The 20,937-nt window shown below is 33.8% G+C and carries 17 protein-coding genes and 1 tRNA gene; 12 read left to right on the plus strand and 6 right to left on the minus strand.

The features are described 5' to 3' along the window. The first annotated feature begins 8 nt into the window (after nucleotides 1-8). The 3 genes from flgL to RBR53_01340 all read left to right on the plus strand — a co-directional run bounded on the left by flgL (nucleotide 9) and on the right by RBR53_01340 (nucleotide 4,670). A complete protein-coding gene (gene flgL / locus RBR53_01330) occupies nucleotides 9-2,663 on the plus strand; it encodes a flagellar hook-associated protein FlgL (GenBank protein ID MDY0131287.1) in 2,655 nt (884 codons plus the stop codon). 198 nt (nucleotides 2,664-2,861) lie between these two features. Then, entirely contained in the window at nucleotides 2,862-3,854 is a 993-nt protein-coding gene (locus RBR53_01335) for an NAD-dependent 4,6-dehydratase LegB (protein ID MDY0131288.1), read from the plus strand. Between the two features lie 165 nt (nucleotides 3,855-4,019). Further along, nucleotides 4,020-4,670: an acetyltransferase gene (locus RBR53_01340; GenBank protein ID MDY0131289.1), complete on the plus strand. Its 651-nt coding sequence runs from the start codon at nucleotides 4,020-4,022 to the stop codon at nucleotides 4,668-4,670. Between the two features lie 47 nt (nucleotides 4,671-4,717). Here RBR53_01340 and RBR53_01345 read toward each other — a convergent pair whose 3' ends face one another. Next, entirely contained in the window at nucleotides 4,718-5,602 is an 885-nt protein-coding gene (locus RBR53_01345; protein ID MDY0131290.1) for an alpha/beta fold hydrolase, read from the minus strand. Between the two features lie 55 nt (nucleotides 5,603-5,657). Continuing rightward, nucleotides 5,658-6,314 carry a hemolysin III family protein gene (locus RBR53_01350; GenBank protein MDY0131291.1) on the minus strand — a complete coding sequence of 219 codons (657 nt, stop codon included), beginning with the start codon at nucleotides 6,312-6,314 and terminating at the stop codon, nucleotides 5,658-5,660. Between the two features lie 450 nt (nucleotides 6,315-6,764). Between RBR53_01350 and ychF the strand changes: the two genes are divergently transcribed. Both ychF and RBR53_01360 read left to right on the plus strand, forming a co-directional pair. Next, nucleotides 6,765-7,871 (plus strand): redox-regulated ATPase YchF, encoded by a 1,107-nt coding sequence (ychF, locus tag RBR53_01355; protein MDY0131292.1) that lies wholly within the window; start codon nucleotides 6,765-6,767, stop codon nucleotides 7,869-7,871. A gap of 62 nt (nucleotides 7,872-7,933) precedes the next feature. Further along, nucleotides 7,934-9,199 (plus strand): Glu/Leu/Phe/Val dehydrogenase, encoded by a 1,266-nt coding sequence (locus RBR53_01360; GenBank protein MDY0131293.1) that lies wholly within the window; start codon nucleotides 7,934-7,936, stop codon nucleotides 9,197-9,199. A 196-nt stretch (nucleotides 9,200-9,395) separates the two neighbouring features. Here RBR53_01360 and RBR53_01365 read toward each other — a convergent pair whose 3' ends face one another. Further along, entirely contained in the window at nucleotides 9,396-10,388 is a 993-nt protein-coding gene (locus tag RBR53_01365; GenBank protein MDY0131294.1) for a nitronate monooxygenase family protein, read from the minus strand. 198 nt (nucleotides 10,389-10,586) lie between these two features. On the opposite strand from RBR53_01365, the gene RBR53_01370 reads away from it, so the two are divergent. Together RBR53_01370 and RBR53_01375 are read left to right on the plus strand one after the other, a co-directional pair. Next, on the plus strand, nucleotides 10,587-10,709 hold the full coding sequence (locus RBR53_01370) for a hypothetical protein (protein MDY0131295.1): 123 nt from the start codon (nucleotides 10,587-10,589) through the stop codon (nucleotides 10,707-10,709). Between the two features lie 103 nt (nucleotides 10,710-10,812). After that, nucleotides 10,813-12,189, plus strand: coding sequence for an MFS transporter (locus RBR53_01375; GenBank protein MDY0131296.1), 1,377 nt, complete (start codon nucleotides 10,813-10,815; stop codon nucleotides 12,187-12,189). A 40-nt stretch (nucleotides 12,190-12,229) separates the two neighbouring features. Here the strand turns inward: RBR53_01375 and RBR53_01380 are convergent, their stop codons facing one another. Next, complete coding sequence (locus RBR53_01380; protein ID MDY0131297.1) at nucleotides 12,230-12,586, minus strand: hypothetical protein; 357 nt, start codon at nucleotides 12,584-12,586, stop codon at nucleotides 12,230-12,232. Between the two features lie 153 nt (nucleotides 12,587-12,739). Then, a complete protein-coding gene (locus RBR53_01385) occupies nucleotides 12,740-15,106 on the minus strand; it encodes a hypothetical protein (protein MDY0131298.1) in 2,367 nt (788 codons plus the stop codon). A gap of 350 nt (nucleotides 15,107-15,456) precedes the next feature. Between RBR53_01385 and RBR53_01390 the strand changes: the two genes are divergently transcribed. The 5 genes from RBR53_01390 to RBR53_01410 all read left to right on the plus strand — a co-directional run bounded on the left by RBR53_01390 (nucleotide 15,457) and on the right by RBR53_01410 (nucleotide 20,699). Next, entirely contained in the window at nucleotides 15,457-16,359 is a 903-nt protein-coding gene (locus RBR53_01390) for an ABC transporter substrate-binding protein (GenBank protein MDY0131299.1), read from the plus strand. A gap of 65 nt (nucleotides 16,360-16,424) precedes the next feature. Continuing rightward, complete coding sequence (locus tag RBR53_01395; GenBank protein MDY0131300.1) at nucleotides 16,425-17,531, plus strand: ABC transporter permease; 1,107 nt, start codon at nucleotides 16,425-16,427, stop codon at nucleotides 17,529-17,531. Beyond that, nucleotides 17,528-18,604, plus strand: a complete 1,077-nt coding sequence (locus RBR53_01400) for an ABC transporter ATP-binding protein (GenBank protein ID MDY0131301.1) — start codon at nucleotides 17,528-17,530, stop codon at nucleotides 18,602-18,604. The genes RBR53_01395 and RBR53_01400 overlap by 4 nt, the downstream gene beginning before the upstream one ends. Next, a complete protein-coding gene (locus RBR53_01405; GenBank protein MDY0131302.1) occupies nucleotides 18,591-19,328 on the plus strand; it encodes an ABC transporter permease in 738 nt (245 codons plus the stop codon). Before RBR53_01400 ends, RBR53_01405 begins: the two co-directional genes overlap by 14 nt. A gap of 117 nt (nucleotides 19,329-19,445) precedes the next feature. Continuing rightward, entirely contained in the window at nucleotides 19,446-20,699 is a 1,254-nt protein-coding gene (locus RBR53_01410; protein MDY0131303.1) for a valine--pyruvate transaminase, read from the plus strand. A gap of 59 nt (nucleotides 20,700-20,758) precedes the next feature. Here the strand turns inward: RBR53_01410 and RBR53_01415 are convergent. Continuing rightward, nucleotides 20,759-20,835, minus strand: a tRNA-Arg gene (locus RBR53_01415). Nucleotides 20,836-20,937 lie beyond the last annotated feature (102 nt).

The following is a 20,937-nucleotide window of genomic DNA, read 5'->3' on the forward strand; positions in this document are numbered from 1 at the left end:
GGGGAGATATGAGAATAGCTTCAAAAACAATTTATGAGTTACAAAAAAATCAGTTGGGCAGTCTTTATAAAAACCTTGCTAAAAACAATAGTATTGTTGCTACTGGTAAAAGAATAAATAAAATTTCAGACGATCCAGTGGGTCTTACCCAGGTTTTAAATTTTAAGTCAGGTGTAAGTTATCTTTCACAAATTGATACAAATATTGAAAATGGGGTAACCTGGCTGAGGTCTGGTGAAACAGCAATAAGCAGTGTGGAAGATTTGACTCTGGAAATGAAAACCCTTGCACTTAAGCTTAAAAATGATTCGGTTAATGCCGGTCAGAGAAAGGAAGCAGTAAACCGGGTAAATGCAGTACTTGCAGAACTTGTAAATTTAGGAAACACCCAGAGCAAAGGGGAATATATATTTTCCGGGAATAAAACAAATGTTCAACCTATTGTTCCAGATGACTTGAATAATCCTCAGAGTATCAAATATAATGGTGATGAATTTTCATATCAGGTGAAAATTTCTCAGACAGATACAGTGGAAGTAGGACATAAAGGCTCTGAAGTTTTTTGGGATGATCAGGTTGTTGTTGACTCAACAAATAATTCAATAGATTTTAAAGAAACCATAAGAGGCGGATTTAAAGTTGGCAATATAAAAGCAGGGGAATCTCTTAAAAACGATCAGGTCAAGTTAGAGGTCAAAAATTACGAGGCCATTGACAAAGGTAGCTTTGAACTGGCTCCTCTCCAATTTGTTTGGAACAGAGATCTTAAAGAGTGGAAGGTGAATAATGATCCAGGTTATGGTCTTCCTGAAACAATTAAAGGTACAGAAGATGCCTTTGATCTTGATCTTGATAAAGACGGATTCGCAGATATAGAAGTAAGGCTTACCCAGGGAGCTGAACATGACGAATATGTTGAGTTTTCCCTTGAGCCCCATGATATTGAAATTAAGGCTGAAATTCCAGATGGAACCTATTCAAGGGAAAAACTTGCCCTGGCTGTTGGAAACGCCCTTACAAAAGCCTCCGAAGAAAACGGATACAAACTTGATTATAAAGCCGTTTATAGCAAGGAAACAAAAAAGTATTCAATTAGCTATGATGAAAATTCATTTGACGGATATATAAAAACAGACTTTTTGTGGACAACAGGCGAAAATTCCGGACGCAGCATAGGAACTGACCTTGGATTTGATATTTCAGATACAAAATTTGAACCGGCAGTAAGTGATAACAGGCTTGGAAAAATAATTCAGATCGGCGTAAATGACACCATGAATTTTTCAGTTGACGGTGGCACTACATTTCAAACAATTATTGTTCCTCCAGGTAAATACAGCAATGAAGAGCTTGCTGAAGAAATTGAAAACCAGATGAAGCTTGCTGTAGGAAACATAGACTTTAATGATAAGTTTGAAGTGAAATTTAACAGTAAAGATGTAAGGTTTGAGTTTGATGCCTCAAATACATTTCCAGGTTCAGTAGACCTTGAACTTTATTGGAATAGCGGCCCCCAGGATCTTGGCCGCACCCTTGGATTTCCTGTTTACACAGATGATACAGGAAGTCTTGAATATAAGGGTTTGAGTTTTGCTCCAAAGGCAGAAATTGAAGAAGGAGTAAATGATACAATAGATTTTGCTCTTGACGGAACACCTTACTCTGTAACCATACCAGCAGATGATTATTCTCTTGACGATCTTGCTCTTCAAATAAAAAAAACAATGATGCTTGAAACAGGAAATGAAAACCTTGATGTAGCCTTTGATTCAAATTCAGGAGAAATTAAATTTGACGCTTCAGGCAGTGGAGTAGCAGTTTTTGAACTTTTATGGAGTTCAGGCCTAAATTCTTCAAAATCTGCAGCAGAAGTTCTTGGCTTTGATCCAACTATAGACAGCACTGCTGCACTTGATTATTCAGGAACAAATCTTCCCCTTGGAGTTGAAATAATTGAAGGTGTAAATGACAGAGTTAATTTCAGGGAGTTGCCTCAAAACGGTGAGTTTTCTCCACAGCTTTCATTTACAATCAAACCTGGGAATTATACTGGAAAAGAACTGGCTGAACATGTGGAATTTCAAATGGAACAGGCATCTGCAGCAGAAGGCCACAATATTGACTATACTGTGAGTTATGATTCAAAAACCCATCAATATAAATTCAGGGAAAACGGCTCAAAGTTAAATGAAATTCAGTTTTTATGGAACTCAGGCTTGGACAGGCCGATTTCAGAAGGGGGAACAGGGCAAAGTGCTGCTGTAACCCTTGGGTTTGATCAAAACAAAAATCATAGTGCAGTTTTAACAAATACAAGTACTGAAGAAGTTTCCTGGGGACTTTTTGATACCCTTGTTGATTTTAAAGAATATCTTGAAAACAATGATATTGACGGGATAAACAGGACGCTTACAAGACTTGACTCTCATTATGAAAAACAATTAAGTCAGGTTGCCAAAATTGGAATGAAAGAGTCAAGACTGGTAACAAGACAGTCAATTGTTTCTAATCTTTCATTCAGATATGAAGAAAACAGGGCTCAGATTGAAGAAGCCGATATTGTGAAGGCGATTTCTGATCTAATGGCTTCTGAAACTGCTTATCAGGCATCTTTGGCTTCTTCAGCAAGAGTGATGAGGTTAAGTCTTGCTGATTATATTTAAATTAATCAATGGATTTAAAATTTAAAAGCTCAAACCCCTTTAAAACTTAAAGGGGTTTTTTTATAAGTTTTTATTTTACAATATTGTTTCTATATTAAATCTGGTGTTTTTTAATTTATCATATTAATTTAGTTGAGTTTTTAAAGTTTTGTTGGGTTTTTTTGTTAATTTAAAATAAAAAATCAAAGGGAGATAGTTATGAAGTTAAAGGGTAAGAAAGTTCTTGTAACAGGGGCTGATGGGTTCATAGGCTCCCATCTTTGCGAGCTTCTTCTTGAAAAAGGTTGTAATTTAAGGGCCTTGTCTCAGTATAATTCTTTTAATTCCTGGGGCTGGCTTGAAGATATTGACAGGTTAAGCGAAATTGAGGTTGTTTCAGGAGATATAAGAGATAATTATTTTATAAAAAAGATAACTGAAGGTATTGATGTTATTTTTCATCTTGCCGCACTTATTGCAATTCCATTTTCATATCTTGCCCCCCAGAGTTATATTGATACAAATATTACAGGAACCTTGAATATATGCCAGGCAGCTCTTGGTAACAATTGTATGAAAGTTGTTCATACTTCAACTTCTGAAGTTTACGGAACAGCTGATTATGTTCCAATTGATGAGGGCCATCCTTTAAAACCCCAGTCCCCATATTCTGCTTCAAAAATAGGAGCTGATTCAATTGCCTGGAGTTTTTATAGATCCTTTGAGCTTCCTGTTTCCATTGCCCGTCCATTCAATGCTTTTGGTCCAAGACAATCTGCAAGAGCTATTATTCCAACAATAATAACCCAGCTTTTAAAGGGTGAAAAACAACTTATACTTGGAGACCTTTCTCCAACCAGGGATCTTAATTTTGTAAAAGATACTTGTCTTGGCCTTATTGCAGTTGCTGAATCTGATGAAACTTCAGGAGAATTCCTAAACATTGGATCAGGAAGGGAAATTTCCATAGGAGCTCTTGTTGATTTAATTCAGGAAAAAATGGGAACAAAGGCAGAAATTGTTCAGGCAAAGGATAGGATAAGACCTAAAGGTTCTGAAGTTTACAGGCTTTGCTGTGATAATACTAAATTAAAAAAACTTACAGGATTTAGTCCAAAAACAGGGCTTGAAGAAGGGATTAAAATAACAGCAAACTGGTTTTCAAATCCAGCCAACCTTGAGAATTATAAAACTGAAATTTATAATCTGTGAAATTATTCAAGTTTTATTTCGAAAAAAATTAAAAATTTAAATAAAATCCCTATTAAGGGTTTGTTTTTTGTAAATAATCTGGAAATCTAGAAATATCAGTGGTATATCAACTAAAGAAACAATGAATTGATTTTAACTTTCAGGCATTTTACCGGGGGAGATTTAATGAGAAGAACAATTTATCTTGTTGGAGGCGGGGGGCATTGCGTTTCAGCAATTGATGTAATTGAGCAGGAGGATAAGTATAAAATCGGCGGTATTTTGGATTTGCCTGAAAAAGTAGGGCAAAAGGTTCTTGGATATGAAATTATTGGAGATGATTCCCAAATAAAAAAATATGCAAGAACAGATAACTATTTTCTTATCACCATGGGTCATATCAAAACTTCTAAAAAAAGAAGACAGCTTGCTGAAATGATTTCTGCTTTTGGAGGCAGGCTTGCAACTATTATTTCTCCATCAGCTTATGTTTCAAAGCATTCACGGGTGGGTGAAGGGACAATAGTAGGACATTCATCTAATATTTCTGCTGGGGTAAGTGTTGGAATTAATTGTATAATAAACACAAAAGCCGTTATTGAGCACAATGTGAGACTAGGAGATTATTGTCATATTTCCACAGGAGCGGTTCTTAATGGAGAATCAAGGCTTGAAAACGGAGTTTTCCTTGGAAGTAATTCAATGGTTAGACAAGATGTAAGAATTGGTGAAGGAAGTGTTATAGGTGCCGGGGTAAGTGTTTTTAATGATCTTCCCTCAAGGTCATATTTAAAATTTCCAAGGCAGATTTTTTACCCAGAAGACAACCAAAAGTGAGCTAAGATTAAATTTGCCGGTTACCATGGTTTTTAAACCGGCTTTTTTTATTTAAACTGGTCTTTTATTTTAATTAAAAAACTATCAATCCCAATAAAAGTTTTTTTGGTAATTTCACCTAAAACAATTCCATGTTCATTAAAATTAACTTCATGATAAAGTTTAAAAGGGTTTTTTATTCTTGAATAAATTTTCATTCCGCTTTTTCCATCCACTTTTGGATCTTTGTCAGCCTGAATTATCAAGGAGGGAAGGGAAAGATAAGGAAGTTTTCTATAAACTTTTCTCATCATTTTTCTAACCTCTGCAATTGAGCTTATAGGGCATCTTTTGTAATTTATATGGGGATTGTCAGGATGGTTTTTAACAAAGATTTTTTTAAATTTATCCAGGTTTTTATCAGGTATTTTATTGAAAAAATCTGCTATTTCAGTAAAGTTGGCTGAAAAACTTTTAAATTTTAAAGGAGCACTTATTGAAATAACAGCCTTATATCTATCAGGATAGTTAAGAGCCTGGAAAAGTGCAATTCCTGCTCCTGTTGAAAAACCTGCAACAATTACATTGTCACAAAGGTTTTTTATAATTTCATAGCCCCGGTTAACAGACTCAATCCATTCATTGTATTTTCTGGATGATAAATCTTCAGGTGAGGTCCCGTGGCCAGCAAGTCTTGGGGCATATACGCTAAATCCTTTTGAAAAGAAAAACTCCCCAAGTTCTTTTACTTCCTCAGGAGCGGCCATTAACCCGTGAATAAGAAGAACTCCTGTTTTAGCATCTTTGTTTTTTAAAAGAAAAGGCTGACCTATTTTTTTAGGCTTGGATTCATTGGGTTTAAAATAGGATTTATATTCTTTACTAAAAAGTAGAACTTCATTTTTAATCAGTTTTTTATAGTTTTTTATGCCGGCTTTATTTTGAGAATTCATTTTAATTTCCATTTTCAAGATTTATTTGCGGCCAGCATACTAAATTTTTTGTGATTTACAAGAGCAGGCTATAATTTGCAAAAAGATTATAAATCATTATGTAATGAAAAACTGCTCCTAAAAGAACCATAAAATGGAAAAGCTCATGAAATCCAAAGACACCTGGGAAAAAACTGGGTTTTTTGACAGCATAAATTATTCCTCCGGCTGTAAATGCAGCAGCTCCTGCAAAAAGAAGGCTTTGCTGGGGGGTTGTCATATTGGAAAGAATTTGTTTTATTGGGAAAATTGCTGACCATCCCATGGCAAGATAAACGCTTGCGTAAAACACTCTTGGAGCTCTTGGAAAAAATATCTGGGAAATTAATCCAAAGCCTACAAGTCCCCATTGGATTCCAATCATTGCCCATCTCCAGGCACCTTCAAGGCAAAAATAACAAACAGGGGTATATGTTCCAGCTATCATGAAAAAAATTGCAACCCTATCCATTTTTCTCCAGAAAGAAAGCTCGTTTTCCTCTTTTTTGAAAGCATGATAAAGGGTGCTTGCTGAAAAAAGAAAGATCACAGATAAAATATAAGCAAGGCATACTAAAAGAGAAGATGGAGAAGAGTCTGTTTGTTTAATAAGCAGGACTGCTCCTGCTGCAGCTGCAATAATTCCACCAAGGTGGGAATAAAAATTAACCCTTTCTGTTGACTTAAAAACCATTTTTTCCTCCAAACTAATGACAAGCGATCAAAATTATATATAATTCGCTGTTAAAATAAAAAGCAAAATAAAAAAATCAGAATTATAAACCTTAAGGATATAAACAAATAAGGTATTCTTTGGGGAAAATACAGGGCAAAATTTAATATTACAATTGTTTTACAAAGCTTTGTTTTATTTGGTTTTAAAAAAATAATTAGAAATGCTCAAAAGGGCAGTGGTCTTATTTAATAAAAAACCCCTTAATTCAGGCTGAAATTTTATTAATTCATAAAAGATATATTTTTTCATGGCAAATCTTTTATAAATTTTTTATTATTTAAAGTTTTGAAAATTATGGCTTTTAAAATTGTGAGCTTAAGTATTTCCTGGATATAATTTTATTTATGAATTCAGGAGTTGTTTTTTTAATAAAGAATTAATCTTTTAGATCAGGAGAATTTTTTTACAATGTTAAACTGCGGTATTGTGGGGCTTCCCAATGTTGGTAAATCAACTATTTTTTCAGCTTTGACTTCAGCCCCTGCCGAGGCGGCAAATTATCCTTTCTGCACCATAGAGCCTAATATAGGCATAGTTAATCTCCCGGACCCAAGGCTTGAAAAAATAAGCAAAATCTTTAAACCTGAAGCCACTATTCCTGCCAGTGTGGAGTTTGTGGATATTGCAGGGCTTGTAAAGGGAGCATCAAAAGGCGAAGGACTTGGAAATCAGTTTCTTGGAAACATAAGGCAGGTAGGTGCAATTTTGCATGTTGTTAGATGTTTTGAAGATGATGATGTTACCCATGTTCATGGAAAAGTTGATCCAGCTGATGATATAGAGGTTATAAATACAGAGCTTGCCCTTGCAGATTTGGAAACTGTTGAAAAACGAGTGTTTAACCTTCCCAGAATGAAAAAAAATCACGATAAAAAAATATCTGAAAAGGCAAAATTTCTTGAACCGATTCTTGAAAAAGTTTCTGAAGCACTTGAAAGGGGTTTTCCTGCCAGATCAGTAGATTTGGAGGAAAAAGAGCTGGAAGCTTTGAAAGATCTTCATCTCATTACAATGAAGCCGGTATTGTATTGTTGTAATGTGGATGAATCAGGGCTTGAAAAAGAACCCTTGTCAGTACAAAAAGTAAGAGAACTTGCAAAAGAGGAAAATTCTGAAATTGTAGTTATCAGTGGAAAAATTGAAGCTGAAATAGCATCTCTTGGTGATCTTGAAGAAAGAAAAGAGTTTTTAAAAGAAATGGGGCTTTCAGAATCAGGGCTTTCAAAAATGATAAGAAGTACTTTTAATCTTCTTGGACTTTCAACATATTTTACAGCTGGAGAAAAACAAGTAAAAGCATGGACATTTAAAACAGGAATCAGGGCTCCCCAGGCTGCAGGAATTATTCACAGTGATTTTGAAAGGGGATTTATCAAGGCGGAAGTGTATTCCTGCGATGATCTTTTTAAATTTGGCTCTGAAGCAAAAATTAAGGAAGTGGGCAAAATGAGGATTGAGGGAAAGGAATATATAGTAAAAGACGGGGATCTTGTTCACTTCAGATTTAATGTTTAGGTTTTATTATGTTAAAATTTATATGTTAAGAATTTAATTCTAAATTACAGGAGGTCTTTTTAATGTCAAAAGAAAATTTAAATCCACTGGATAATGCCAAGGCACAAGTTAAAAAAGCTTGTGATGCATTGAGCCTGGGACCAGACGTTTACGAATTATTTCAAGAACCAATGAGAATGATCGAGGTTTCAATTCCAGTTAGAATGGATGATGGGAAATTAAAAGTGTTTAAGGGGTACAGAGCATTGCACAATGATGCTATTGGGCCTGGAAAAGGCGGAATAAGATTTCACCCGGGAGTTAATCCAGATGAAGTTAAAGCCTTGTCTGTATGGATGACATTTAAATGCGGAGTTATGGACGTTCCTTATGGTGGAGGAAAAGGAGGAGTAACTGTTGATGCTCTTAAATTATCCCAGGGTGAACTTGAAAGATTAGCCAGAGGTTATATCCGTGGAGTTTATAAATATTTAGGAGAAAAAATAGATATTCCTGCTCCAGATGTTGGTACCAACGGGCAGGTAATGGCCTGGATGGTAGACGAGTATATCAAGCTTACCGGAGAAAACAATATGGGTGTGCTAACTGGAAAGCCGGTACCTTGGGGTGGATCTTTAGGAAGAAACGAAGCTACAGGATTTGGAGTAAGCGTTATTGCAAGAGAAGCAGCTAAAAAAATTGGTGTCGATATTACCAAAGCTAAAGTTTCAATCCAGGGTTTTGGTAATGTAGGCAGATATTCAGCTAAAAACATAGAGCGGCAGGGAGCTAAGATCGTTGCTATAGCTGAATGGGCTCCCTCAGTTGGAACTTACGCTATTTACAATGAAAATGGACTGGATTTCCAGGATATGGCTGACTATATTGACCAAAATAAAAATTTAGCAGACTATCCAAAAGCAAAAATGATTTCTTTGGATGAATTCTGGAATTTAGAAGTTGATATATGTTTACCCTCAGCCCTTGAAAATGCAATTACAGAAAAAGAAGCAAAATCAATAAAAGCTAAATTGGTATGTGAAGCTGCAAATGGACCGGTTACTTCAGAAGCAGATTCAATACTTAAGGAAAAAGGAGTTGTAGTTACTCCAGATATATTAACAAATGCAGGTGGAGTAACAGTATCATATTTTGAATGGGTACAGAACAGATACGGCTATTACTGGTCAGAAAAAGAAGTAGAAGAAAAACAGGAAGAAAAAATGGTCAGTGCATTTAACGATATTTGGGCTTTAAGCGAAGAATATAAAGTTTCAATAAGAGATGCAGCTTACATGATTTCAGTTAAAAAAGTTGCAGATGTAATGAAATTAAGAGGCTGGTACTAGATAAAAAAAGATAATAAAAAACTGGTGCTATCCAAATAAATGGTCAGTTAATAGTAAATCAAAGTAATCTGGAGAAATTCAGTGGAAATCAACCATGGTTTCCCCTGACTGATTAAGCTCTAATCTTAATTGAGCCTGAAAAATACTGGTTTAATATAAAACCCGGCTTTTAATTTATAAAGCCGGGCTTTTATTTTTACCCCTGATTTTCAACTATTCCCATAAGCCGTGTTTTTATTATATTTTCAGCATCAGCAATGATTCGTTTAATAAGTTCATCAACCAAAGGGATATCATTGATGATTCCAGCAACCATTCCTGCTGTCCATACTCCGTAATCAAGATCTCCTGTTTCAAAAACTTTTTTACCTCTTATTCCGCTTACAAGAGGTGCAAGCTCTTCTATAGAGGCATTTCTTTTTTCCATTTCAATAATTTCTTTTGCAATTTTATTTTTATAAATTCTTGTTGTATTGTTAAGGGTGCGAAAAATTAGCTTGGTCTGGTTTTCATCTGCATTTACAAGGGCTTTTTTAACATTTTCGTGGACAGGGGCTTCTTTTGTAGCAAGAAATCTTGTTCCCATGTTTATTGCTTCAGCTCCAAGACTAAGTGCTGCAACAAGGCCTCTCCCATCGCCAAAACCACCAGATGCAATTATTGGAATACTTAACTGATCTTTTGCCCTTGGAATCTGGATAAGGCCCGGAATATCATTTTCACCGGGATGTCCTGCACATTCAAATCCATTAAGGGTTACTGCACAGCAGCCAATTTTTTCTGCTTTTTTTGCGTGCTGAATTGTTGTGCATTTATGAATAACTTTTATGCCGGCTTCTTTGAAAATTGGCATTAACTCTTCAGGATTTTTTCCTGCTGTTTCAACAATTTTAACTCCTGATTTGGCAATTGCTTTTGCATATTCATTGTATGGAACTGGTTTTAAAGTAGGCAGGATTGTTAAATTAGCACCAATTGGCTTGTCTGTCATATCAAGGGCTCTTTTAATTTCTTTTAAAGCCTCTTCAGGTGTGGGGCTTATAAGGGTTGTTACAATTCCAAGTCCTCCTGCATTTGAAACAGCAGATGCAAGCTCAGGTGTTCCAACCCACTGCATCCCCCCCTGGATTATGGGATGTTTTATCCCAAGCAATTTTGTAATTTTTGTTTGCATTTCTGTCTCCCTGATTTTAAGAAGGTTTGTTTTTGTTTCAAGATTTTAAGTTTTTGGTTTTTATTTTGTTGAGTTTTTTAATAAAATCTTTGTGGAATTAAAGCGTTTTTTGTTCAAATTTGTATTTTAAAGTTTTTTTAATTGCTAAACCATTAACAATCAATCTATAGCAGAAAAACACAGTCATTGCAGGTGTTTTTTCAGGCGGCTTCCATGAAAACTCTTGATATCCCCGGGATCAAATCATATAAAAAGATGACAAAAAATATTGATAAAGGGATTTTTTCTAAATCCTGGGAAGCCTGTTCCAATACAAAGTTCAATCTTTTTGGTTAAAATTTAAAAAGATTAGTTCCAGCTTAAGGGAGCTTATTAAAATAACTCAGTTGGTTTTAGCAAAACAAAATGCTAAAAGGATTTAAAAAAATGGAGGAAGAATTTGTCAGATCAGAAGTCAGATCCAAAAACAACACTTTTAATAGTTTCCATAGCCCAGTTTTTTACCCCATATATGACATCTGCTGTTGGTGTGGCTATTCCTGCAATAGGAATGGAATTTAAAGCATCAGCTTTTGAGCTTGGCCTTATTCAAACAGCTTATATGCTCGGGATTTCACTTTTTTTAGTTCCTTCCGGAAGAATGGCAGATATTAAAGGAAGAAAAAAAGTTTATACTCTTGGAATCCTTCTTTTTACAATTACAACAGCTATAATTCTTTTTTCCAAAACCATGGTGTTTTTTATTGCACTTAGATTTTTGCAGGGTGCAGGTGCATCTTTAATAATGTCAACAAGTATTGCAATTTTGACTTCTGTTTTTCCTGCAAATAAACGAGGAAAGGCCATGGGAATAGTTGTTGCCTGTGTTTATCTGGGGCTTTCAGCCGGCCCGGGCCTTGGAGGACTTCTTGTAACAGGAATAGGGTGGAGGTTTGTTTTTGTTCTTGTAATTCCTTTTCAGCTTATTGCCCTTTATCTTACTTTTTTTAAATTAAAAGGAGAATGGAAAGAAGCAGAAAATGAAAGGTTTGACTGGGGCGGAACCATAATTTATATGGCAGCTCTTTTTCTCCTTATTCTTGGTGCTACAAGACTTGATACCTCAGCCTGGGGAGTTTATCTTTTTATAGCAGGACTTCTTGGAGTTGTTGGTTTTGTTGTATTTGAATCCTATGTTAAGTTTCCCATATTAAATGTTTTACTTCTTAGAAATAATAGAGTCTTTGCTCTGAGTAACCTTGCAACAATGATAAACTATGCCTCTTCTTTTGGGATCACTTTTCTTTTTGCTATTTATCTTCAAGTGATCAAAGGTTTTTCTGCCAGGGATGCCGGATTTATTCTCATAGCCCAGCCTGTTATCCAGGCAGTTTTTTCTCCTGTTATAGGAAGACTTTCAGATAGGTTTTCCTCTTCAAAACTTGCTACTTTGGGAATGGCAGTTTGTGCTGTTTCTTTATTTTTATGTTCTTTTGTCACTGAAACCACTTCCATAGTAAATATTTATTTGATTTTAATTATAATGGGAACAGGGTTTGCAATTTTTTCTTCTCCGAATATGAATGCGGTAATGAGCTCTGTTGAATCAAAATATTATGGATTTGCTGCAAGTTTTGTTGCAACAATGCGAACAATTGGAATGCTTGTAAGCATGACTTTTATTACTTTTCTTTTTTCTGTTTTAATGGGAGAGCTTGAAGTTTCCTATGAAACAAAGGATTTGTTTCTTGCTACCATGAAAATTTCTTTTATTCTTTTTTCAGGTTTAAGTGTTTTAGGAGTGTTTTGTTCCATGGGGCGGATTAGTAAAAACTAAAACTAGTTGCTTGGAAATAATATAAGTTTCAAGTTATTGATTAAAATGCAAATTCTTCAACTTTGTTTTTGTAAATCAGGGAAATTTTTTTATTGAAATCAATAATTATCTTTTCAGGGTTTTTAAGATTTTCAGGATAAATAAGTTTGGGAGATTTTATTGATATTTTTTTTAAGTCCATTGAGAAATAGCCATTTTGAGCTTTAAATGAAAGCTTTGTTTCTTTGTTTTTTTTAAAATCAACATAAACTTTGTCTGCTTTAAGTTTTTTTATCAAAGCGGTTTTAAAAAATCCAATTTTTTGTTTTTCAAAATAAACAGAATCTGCCTTAATTAAAAAAACATAATCTTTATGGGTGGTAAATCTTTTAACCCTGGTAAGCACAGGGCCGTTCATCAGTTTTTCTTTTTCTGAAATATAATTTGTTTTGTAATAAAATTGGGAGCCAAAAACTGGGGATATAATTAAAAAAATATAAAAAATTGAAAAGGATAGGATTTTTTTCATGGTTAGTTTGGGGGGAGAATTTTCCCCCCTTTTTTTCTTTATTTAATAGAGTTTGAATTCAGCATAGCCATAGTTATTTAAATTATGTTCTAGATCCCAAAGGTCCATCACAACGTTTGTAACCATTTTGTCTTCTAGAAAATTCCAGTTGTTAATGTTAATAGCAAATTCTAATGATTTTCCAGAACTTTTTAATTCATAAGGTTTATCACTTAGGAATGAGTTCTTTTCATCAATTGATAATTTAGAATCATCATATGACCCGTCTACATGAAGATCTAAGTCTTTAGGGTCATCATATTGATAATTGTAATCAAAAGGTTTGTAGTAGTCTATATTTATATAAAAATTTGGGGAAACTTCCTTTTCATCATAAACATTAATTAAAAAGTTTAATTTGCTAGGTTCTAAGCTTTTAGCCATTTTTATTTCAATACCAAAATCTTTGAATACTGGAGAAATTTCTTTCCAGTCGTCAATTTTGCCGTCAATTGTTATTGAAGCTTTTTTTAGCTCTTTTGCAGGTATTTTCCACTCATAATCAATTTCTTCTAAAGAATCTTTGGTAAGCTCAGGTGTTCCTGGTTCATATAAATCGGTTTCATTGTTAATTAGCTTTCTTAAATCAGTTTTTCCTTTAAAAAAATCTGCAATAGTAAGTTCTTTTTCTCTAGCAAATGGATTTGGTTTGAACTCTGTCTCATATAATTCATGGGTAGCTGTGTAATATGCATAATCACCTATTACTTTATATTTTTGTGAGTCTTTTTTTCTTTTATTGTCTACAAGAGTAAAAGATGCACTAGAATCAGACAGCACAGTTTCAAGATTTGATAATGTTACCCCTGCCAATTGTTTAAGCATTTCAATTTCAAGAGTGTTTGTTATATCAAAGGCATGCTGTGCTCTTGAATTTTTTGAAGGATCTGCGGGTAGTTCAATTCTATTAATTGCTTCTTTAAATAACTTTGAAGCATTTAAAATATTTGTTTCTAAACTTGCTAGTTCATCATTTTTAGATTCTGAAAATGTTAGTAATTTTGGATTGTTGTTGAAAAAAAGTTTATCTGCTAAATCTGAATCAATTAAATAATCATCATAGGTTAGATAATCATATTTTTCACCGTTTAATTCAAACTCCCAGTTTTCTACTTCAAGATTATGTGCTTGTAATAGATTTACACAAGCAAGTCCGCCTTCAACAAAAGCATGGATTAATAAAACATCTGTTTTATCAAACCTTATAGTGTCAAATCCTGTAAGACTTAAAGTGAAAAATTCATCATCTGAAATTTTTATTTGATTAAGCTCATCTTTAAGAAGCTCAAGTTTTTTTTCAATGCTTTTAATTAAACTTTCGATGTTTTCTTTTCCTGAAGCTGTAAAAAGTGTTTTGACAAACTCTGAAATTTTTTCATTGATTCCCTCATCATTTAGATCAAAAATGTCAAATTCCTTTTTTATCTTATCAACAAAAGGGTCATTATAAAGATTCAGAATAATAGCTATGGAGTTTATTAGGTGGGCTTCAGGTTCATCAGGCATAGTATTCATAAAGTGTAGAAACTCATCAAGACTGCTTTCTATGTCTTCAAGCCTTAAATCGGTTTCATCTTTTTCAAATACTTTAATAAAATCTATTAAAGCCTTTTTTGCATCTGCAAGTGAGCCTGTTGGTTTAAAGCCTTTTTCAGCTGCAGTGATAGCTTCTGACAATGAATCTTTAGTCTTTTTAGCCCAGTCTTTGCTAGACTTATTGTTAGTTGTATATTCTTCTACTGCTGAATTAAGAGACTTTGCCTTATTGTTGAGTTGGCCGTTTTTTATGTCTTCAGACATCTCAGCCATTAACTTTCCCAGATCTTCAACTTCTTTAAGCATTTGAGAAATTCCGGCAAGAAGAAGGGTGTATTTTTTTTCAATCTCAGTTTTGGCCGTACCCTCATCTTCTGGATCAAAAGGCATGACTGAAGTAATATCAGTAGTGTCATCTCCGACAAGCTGGCCTATTTTTTTATTTGAGGCTTTAATAATTTCAGGTTTTAGACCACCTGAATTTATAGCATCTTGTACAGCAATTTCTGTAAGCGGAGTGATTGAAGCTTTGGTTGTAGTTGAAGCATCTGCAATTGCAGCTCTTAGTTCAGTTTTTAGCTCAACTTTTTCGCCTGTTGCTTCATCTTTGTATTTTCCGCCTTTAGCTATTACAAGTACAGGCCCTGAATATGCTAAGTCAATTTTATAATTACCACTTAAATCTGTAGTTGTGCTGCCAAGTTTTTCACCTGGTTTACCTTCATTGGTTATTTTGTAAAATGTTATTTCTGAGCCACTTAAAGGTCCTTTAGAGGCAACTCCTGATACTGAGGAAGATGAGGAGTCAGAACTGCTGCTAGAAGAGCACCCCAAAACCCAGGCTAGAAGAATTGCAATAATCAAAAGGTAAAAACAATTTTTTTTTCATTTTAATTCCTTTCATTTTAATTCCTTTCATTTTTAATTCCTTATAAATTAAAGTTGAACAAAGTTTTTTTATTCAACTTTTTGTTTCAGGCTTAAATTTAAATTAATGAAACATTTTCAATGTTTTGAAGACCAAACTTTTTAACTTACTTTTTACCTTTGCTAAATGAAATAAAGTCCTAGTTTTCTGATGATTACTGATATAATAGAAAGCATAAAGCTGGTTTGTTTTCAACTATTGTTTTGTATTTGTTTTTATCTGTAAACACTTTTAATGATTTATATCAGGTGTAAAAATGAAAAAAGTTTTTATTTGTTTTTTATTTGTATTTTTTGTTGCTTCTGACTTATGGGCAAAGGGTTTAATAAGGGTTTCGTCCAAAATAGACAGTGAAGGTTTGCTTTTAGGCAACTTAATTAAATATTCGCTTATAGATCAAGGTTTTGAAGTTGAAGATAAAATTCAGCTTGGAGCCACCAGTATTTTAAGAACTGCAATTAAATCAGATCAAATAGATATTTATCCTGAATATACAGGAAACGGGCCTTTTTTCTTTGATATAAAAGACAGGACTTTATTCAATGATTTTAAAAAAGGTTATGAAACAATAAAAAAGCTTGATTTTGAAAAAAACAACCTTGTCTGGCTTGAACCTGCTCCTGCAAGCAATGGCTGGGCTATAGCCGGAAGAAAAGATTTTTGCAAAAAAAACAATTTAAAAACCATGGAAGATTTTGCAGAATTTGTAAGAAAAGGAAACCAGGTAAAACTTGCAGCTTCAGATTCTTTTATAACAAGATTTGATGCTTTGCCTGCATTTGAGGAGGTATACGGATTTAAGCTGAAAAACTCCCAGCTTGTTTCACTTTCTTCAACAAATACATCTGTTACTTTAAAAGCAGCAGCTCTTAACACAGACGGGGTAAATTTTTCCATGACTTATTCAACAGATGGGGCTCTTTCAGCCCTTGGACTTTATGTTCTTGAAGATACAAAAAGTGTTCAGCCAATTTATTCTCCCTGTCCTGTGATAAGGAAGGAAGTTCTTATAAAACACCCTGAAATTGAAAAAATACTTTCACCTGTGTTTTTAAGCCTTGACCTTGAAACCCTTCAAAGTCTTAATTCAAAAATAGCTGTAATGGGTTATCCTCCATCACAAGTGGCAAAAAACTATCTTGAAAGTTTGAAAAAATAAAATTGGTTTTTTTAAAAAAGATTGTAAATAAAATTGATTTTGTGGATTTTACAGCCGTTTTAATTATGATTTCAGGGCTTTTGAATCCTTGTTTTTTTTCTTTGTCTCCAAACAGGATAGTTTCTGGGACCCCTTTGTTTATACAAGATATTTCAGGCAGGTCTTGCTTTGTTTTTTTTCTTATTTTAGGGCTTGTAATTTTAAGAGCTGAAAAAAGATTAATAAAAATATTAAAGTTTTTTTTTGTGTGGGCTCTTTTTTATTTTCTTCTTTTTATCCTGGGTAAATTTGGTTCAGAAGAGGTAATTAAAAATCCTTCAGCAAGGTTTTCTCCTTCTTATGGGTTTTGGATATTTTTTGCAGGTGTGAGTTTTTTTTATGCTTCATATTTTGGAAGGGAAAAACAGTTTTTTAAAAAATTGATTTTTAGGTTTGTGTTAATTTTTCCTTTTTTTGTTTTTCTTTTTTTGGGAGTGTTTTCAGACTTTGCCCTGGGCCGGGAGTTTGTTTTTAATTCGGAAAGATTTTTTATGGAAGTTAAAACCCATATTTTTATTTCCTATGGTTCTGTTTTAGCTGGATGCTTAATTGGAATTCCCCTTGGAGTTTATACATTTAAATTTGCCAATCAAGGTGAGAAAGTTTTTTATTTTCTCAATATAATTCAGACAATTCCAGGGATTGCATTTTTTGGACTTATAATGGTTCCTTTGTCAATTTTAAGCAGTAATTTGTCTTTTTTGGCAAAGGCAGGGATTTCAGGTACAGGAACAGCTCCTGCTGTGATTGTTCTTTTTGGATATTCCCTTCTTCCAATTGTGAAAAACACCCTTGAAGGCCTTAAAATTATAGACAGGGCAGTGATTGAATCGGGTAAAGGAATGGGAATGGGTAAATTTGATATTTTCTGGAAAATAGAGTTTCCTTTAAGTCTTCCTGTTATTTTAAATGGAATAAGAACAGCTCTTGTTCATTGTGTTGGAAGCACAGCCATTGCAGCCCTTATTGGGGCAGGAGGACTTGGTGTTTTTATTTTTCAGGGAATTGGACAGGGAGCTACAGATCTTATCTTGCTTGGAACTTTTCCCCTTATTATTATTGCCATAATCACAGATAAAATTATGGAGTTTTTCACTGAGATTTCCAAAGGACCGGAGGCATTGGGCAAATGATAAAAATCAAATCGGTCTTTAAAACATTTGACGGGGTAAAAGCTGTTGATAATATTTCAATGAGAATTGAAAAAAGTGAAATCTGTGTTCTTATAGGTCCTTCAGGAGCAGGTAAATCAACTCTTTTAAAAATGATTAATAAAATGGTTATCCCAGATTCCGGTGAAATAAAAATAAATAATAAATCAGTTAAGGATATAAGATCTTATAAATTAAGGCGTAAAATAGGCTATGTTATCCAGGGAACCGGCCTTTTTCCCCATATGACAGTTTCAGGCAATATAAAAGTTGTTCCAAAGCTTTTGGGCTGGGATAAAAATAAAATCAAAAAAAGGGTGGGTGAACTTTTAGAAATTTTTAAAATGGAGCCAGGACTTTATCTTGACAAATATCCCCATGAACTTTCCGGAGGTGAAGCTCAAAGAGTTGGAGTTGCAAGGGCTTTGGCTGCTGATCCTGAAATACTTTTAATGGACGAACCTTTTGCTTCTTTAGATCCTTTAACTAGAAAAAAACTTCAGTCAGAACTTATTAGAATTCAAAAAGTTCTTGATAAAACAATTGTTTTTGTTACCCATGATCTTGAAGAAGCCATAAAAATAGCTTCAAAAACTGCTCTTCTTAAAAACGGGAAATTAATTCGATATGAAACCCCGTTTGATTTTTTAACAAACCCCGATGAATTTTCAGAAAAATTTATGGGTTCCAGCCTTTTAAAGCTTAGTGGAATAAAAATAAAAACCATTTTAAAACCTGCTTTTTCTGTTTTCTACTCAGAAAATCTTAAATCTTTTAAATCTGAAACTCAAACCTGGGTTGTGGATCAAGAAAACAAGTTTATGGGTTATTTGAATCCAGATAAAAATTTAAGGGGAGAAAATATAAAAGTTTTGGAAAAGATGGTAAAAAATAAAGACCTTTTTGGAATAAATTATAATTTTTCTTTAAAGGAAGCCCTTGAAATTATTTTAAAAACCGGTCTTGATAAGCTTCCTATTGTTGATTTTTCAGGAGTTTTAATTGGAGAAGTAAAAGGGCTTAATATTTTGAGAATTAAAAATGAATTTAAATAGATTAAATAAAATTGATAAAAGAGAAATTATCACCCTGATTTTTGTTTTGGCTGTAATAATCTTGTCTTTATTAAAATCTTTTTCAGGGGATTTGTTTTACAATTATATTTATCTTAGAACTTCAACTTTAAAACTTGTGTTTGATCATCTTTTTTTAGTAATTTTTTCTTCATTTGTTTCAGGAAGTTTGGGGTTTTTTCTTGGAGTTTTGTTTACACGAAAAAAACTCAGGGCTTTTCTTCCGGGAATTAATGCTTTTTCTTCTGCTGCCCAGACGTTTCCTCCCATTGCTGTTCTTGCTCTTTGTGTTCCGGTTTTGGGGTTTGGAGCAAAGCCAACAATTACAGCTCTTGTTATTTATGGTTTTTTCCCTGTTTTAAGAAGCACAGTTTCAGGACTGGAATCGGTTCCCAAAGAAATTGTTGAAACTGCAAAAGCCATGGGAATGAAAAGCCGGCAGATTTTATTTAAAATAGAAATTCCTCTTTCTTCAGGAGTTATAGCCGGAGGGCTTAGAGTTTCTGTTATTATTGGAACTGGGACAGCTGCCCTTGGAGCTGCTGTAGGTGCTGGAGGGCTTGGGGTTCCTTTAATTTCAGGTCTTATAAATGAAAATTACTTTCATCTTCTCCATGGAGGCATACTTGCAGCACTTTTAGCAGTAATTCTTGATGCTTATCTTGAAAAAATCCAGAAATATTTGAAAAATAAGTTTAAAACCTAGATTAAGTTTTATCAGCTTTTGAATCTTGCTTTATTCTTTTTTTTGAAATATTGACACAGAGTAGAATAAGCATTTAAAAATATATAAGTTAAAAATATATTGAAATTGTGAGGCAAAATGAAATTATCAGCATTTGGTAAGAAATTTACTTCAGAAAGCGGAATTTTAAAATTAATGGATGATCTTGGCAATGCACTTGCCGGAGATAAAGACATGATAATGATGGGCGGAGGAAATCCCGGCCATGTTCCTGAAATTGAAAAAGTCCTTAAAAAAAGACTTGAAACAATTTTTTTAGATCAAAATCAATTTAGAAGGCTTATTGGAATTTATGATCCTCCCCAGGGTGAAAAGGAATTTGTAAAAGAGCTTGCTAAAATGCTTAATAATGATTTTGGCTGGAATTTAACCGAAAAAAACATTGCAGTCACAAACGGAAGCCAATCATCTTTTTTCCTTTTATTTAATATGTTTGCCGGAGTAATGGATGATAATACAAAAAAGAAAATCCTTCTTCCCCTGGCACCTGAATATATAGGATATGCTGATTCAGGTCTTTGCGATGATTTTTTTGTTTCCTTTAAACCTAAAATAGATTTTTTAGATAATAGGATTTTCAAATACAGGGTTGATTTTGATTCCCTTAAAATTACAGATGATGTTGGTGCAATTTGTGTTTCCAGACCTACAAATCCCACAGGCAATGTAATTACCGATCAAGAGGTGAAAAAACTTTCTGAACTTGCACAAAAACATGATCTTCCATTTATTCTTGATTCTGCCTATGGAACCCCTTTTCCTGATATAATTTTTACTGAAGCAAAGCCTTTTTATGAAAAAAATATGATTTTGTGTATGAGCCTTTCAAAGTTTGGGCTTCCTGCGGCAAGAACAGGAATTGTAATTGGAGATGAAGACATTATAAGGGCTGTTTCAGGGATAAATGCTATTGTTAATCTTGCACCGGGATCATTTGGGCCAATGATGGCTCTTGAATTGATAAAAAACAATGAAATCAACTCCATTTCTTCGGAAATAGTAAAACCCTATTATCGTAATAAAGCAGAAATTGCAGTTGAGCTTTTTCATAAAGAACTTGAAGGAACAAATTATTATATTCACAAACCCGAAGGTGCAATCTTTTTATGGCTTTGGTTCAAAGATTTGAAAATTACCACTTATGAACTTTATGAAAGACTTAAAAAAAGAGGGGTGATTGTTGTTCCGGGAAAGTATTTTTTTCCAGGAATTGATGATGAGGCCTGGGTACATAGAAATGAATGTATAAGAGTTACATATTCCCAGGAAAGTGAAAAAGTAACAAGGGGGATAGAAATTATAGGCCAAGAGGTGAAAAAAGCTTATAAATAAGTTTTTTTGATTTGAATAAGTGATTTTTAATTTGTTTTGATTCAATTGAAAGTTTGTATTGGTGTGCCCGGCGGGATTCGAACCCACGATTTCCGGCTTCGGAGGCCAGCGCCCTATCCAACTGGGCCACGGGCACACAAGTTAATCAACTAAGTTATGGGATGGTAAAAGTCAAGTAAATGTTTTTGTTTTTAATATCCCTATCTGCTGGATTTTATTTCAAAGGTTTCATTTGCTT

It is taken from the genome of Desulforegulaceae bacterium, assembly GCA_034006035.1.
Classification (GTDB): Bacteria; Desulfobacterota; Desulfobacteria; order Desulfobacterales; family JACKCP01; genus JACKCP01.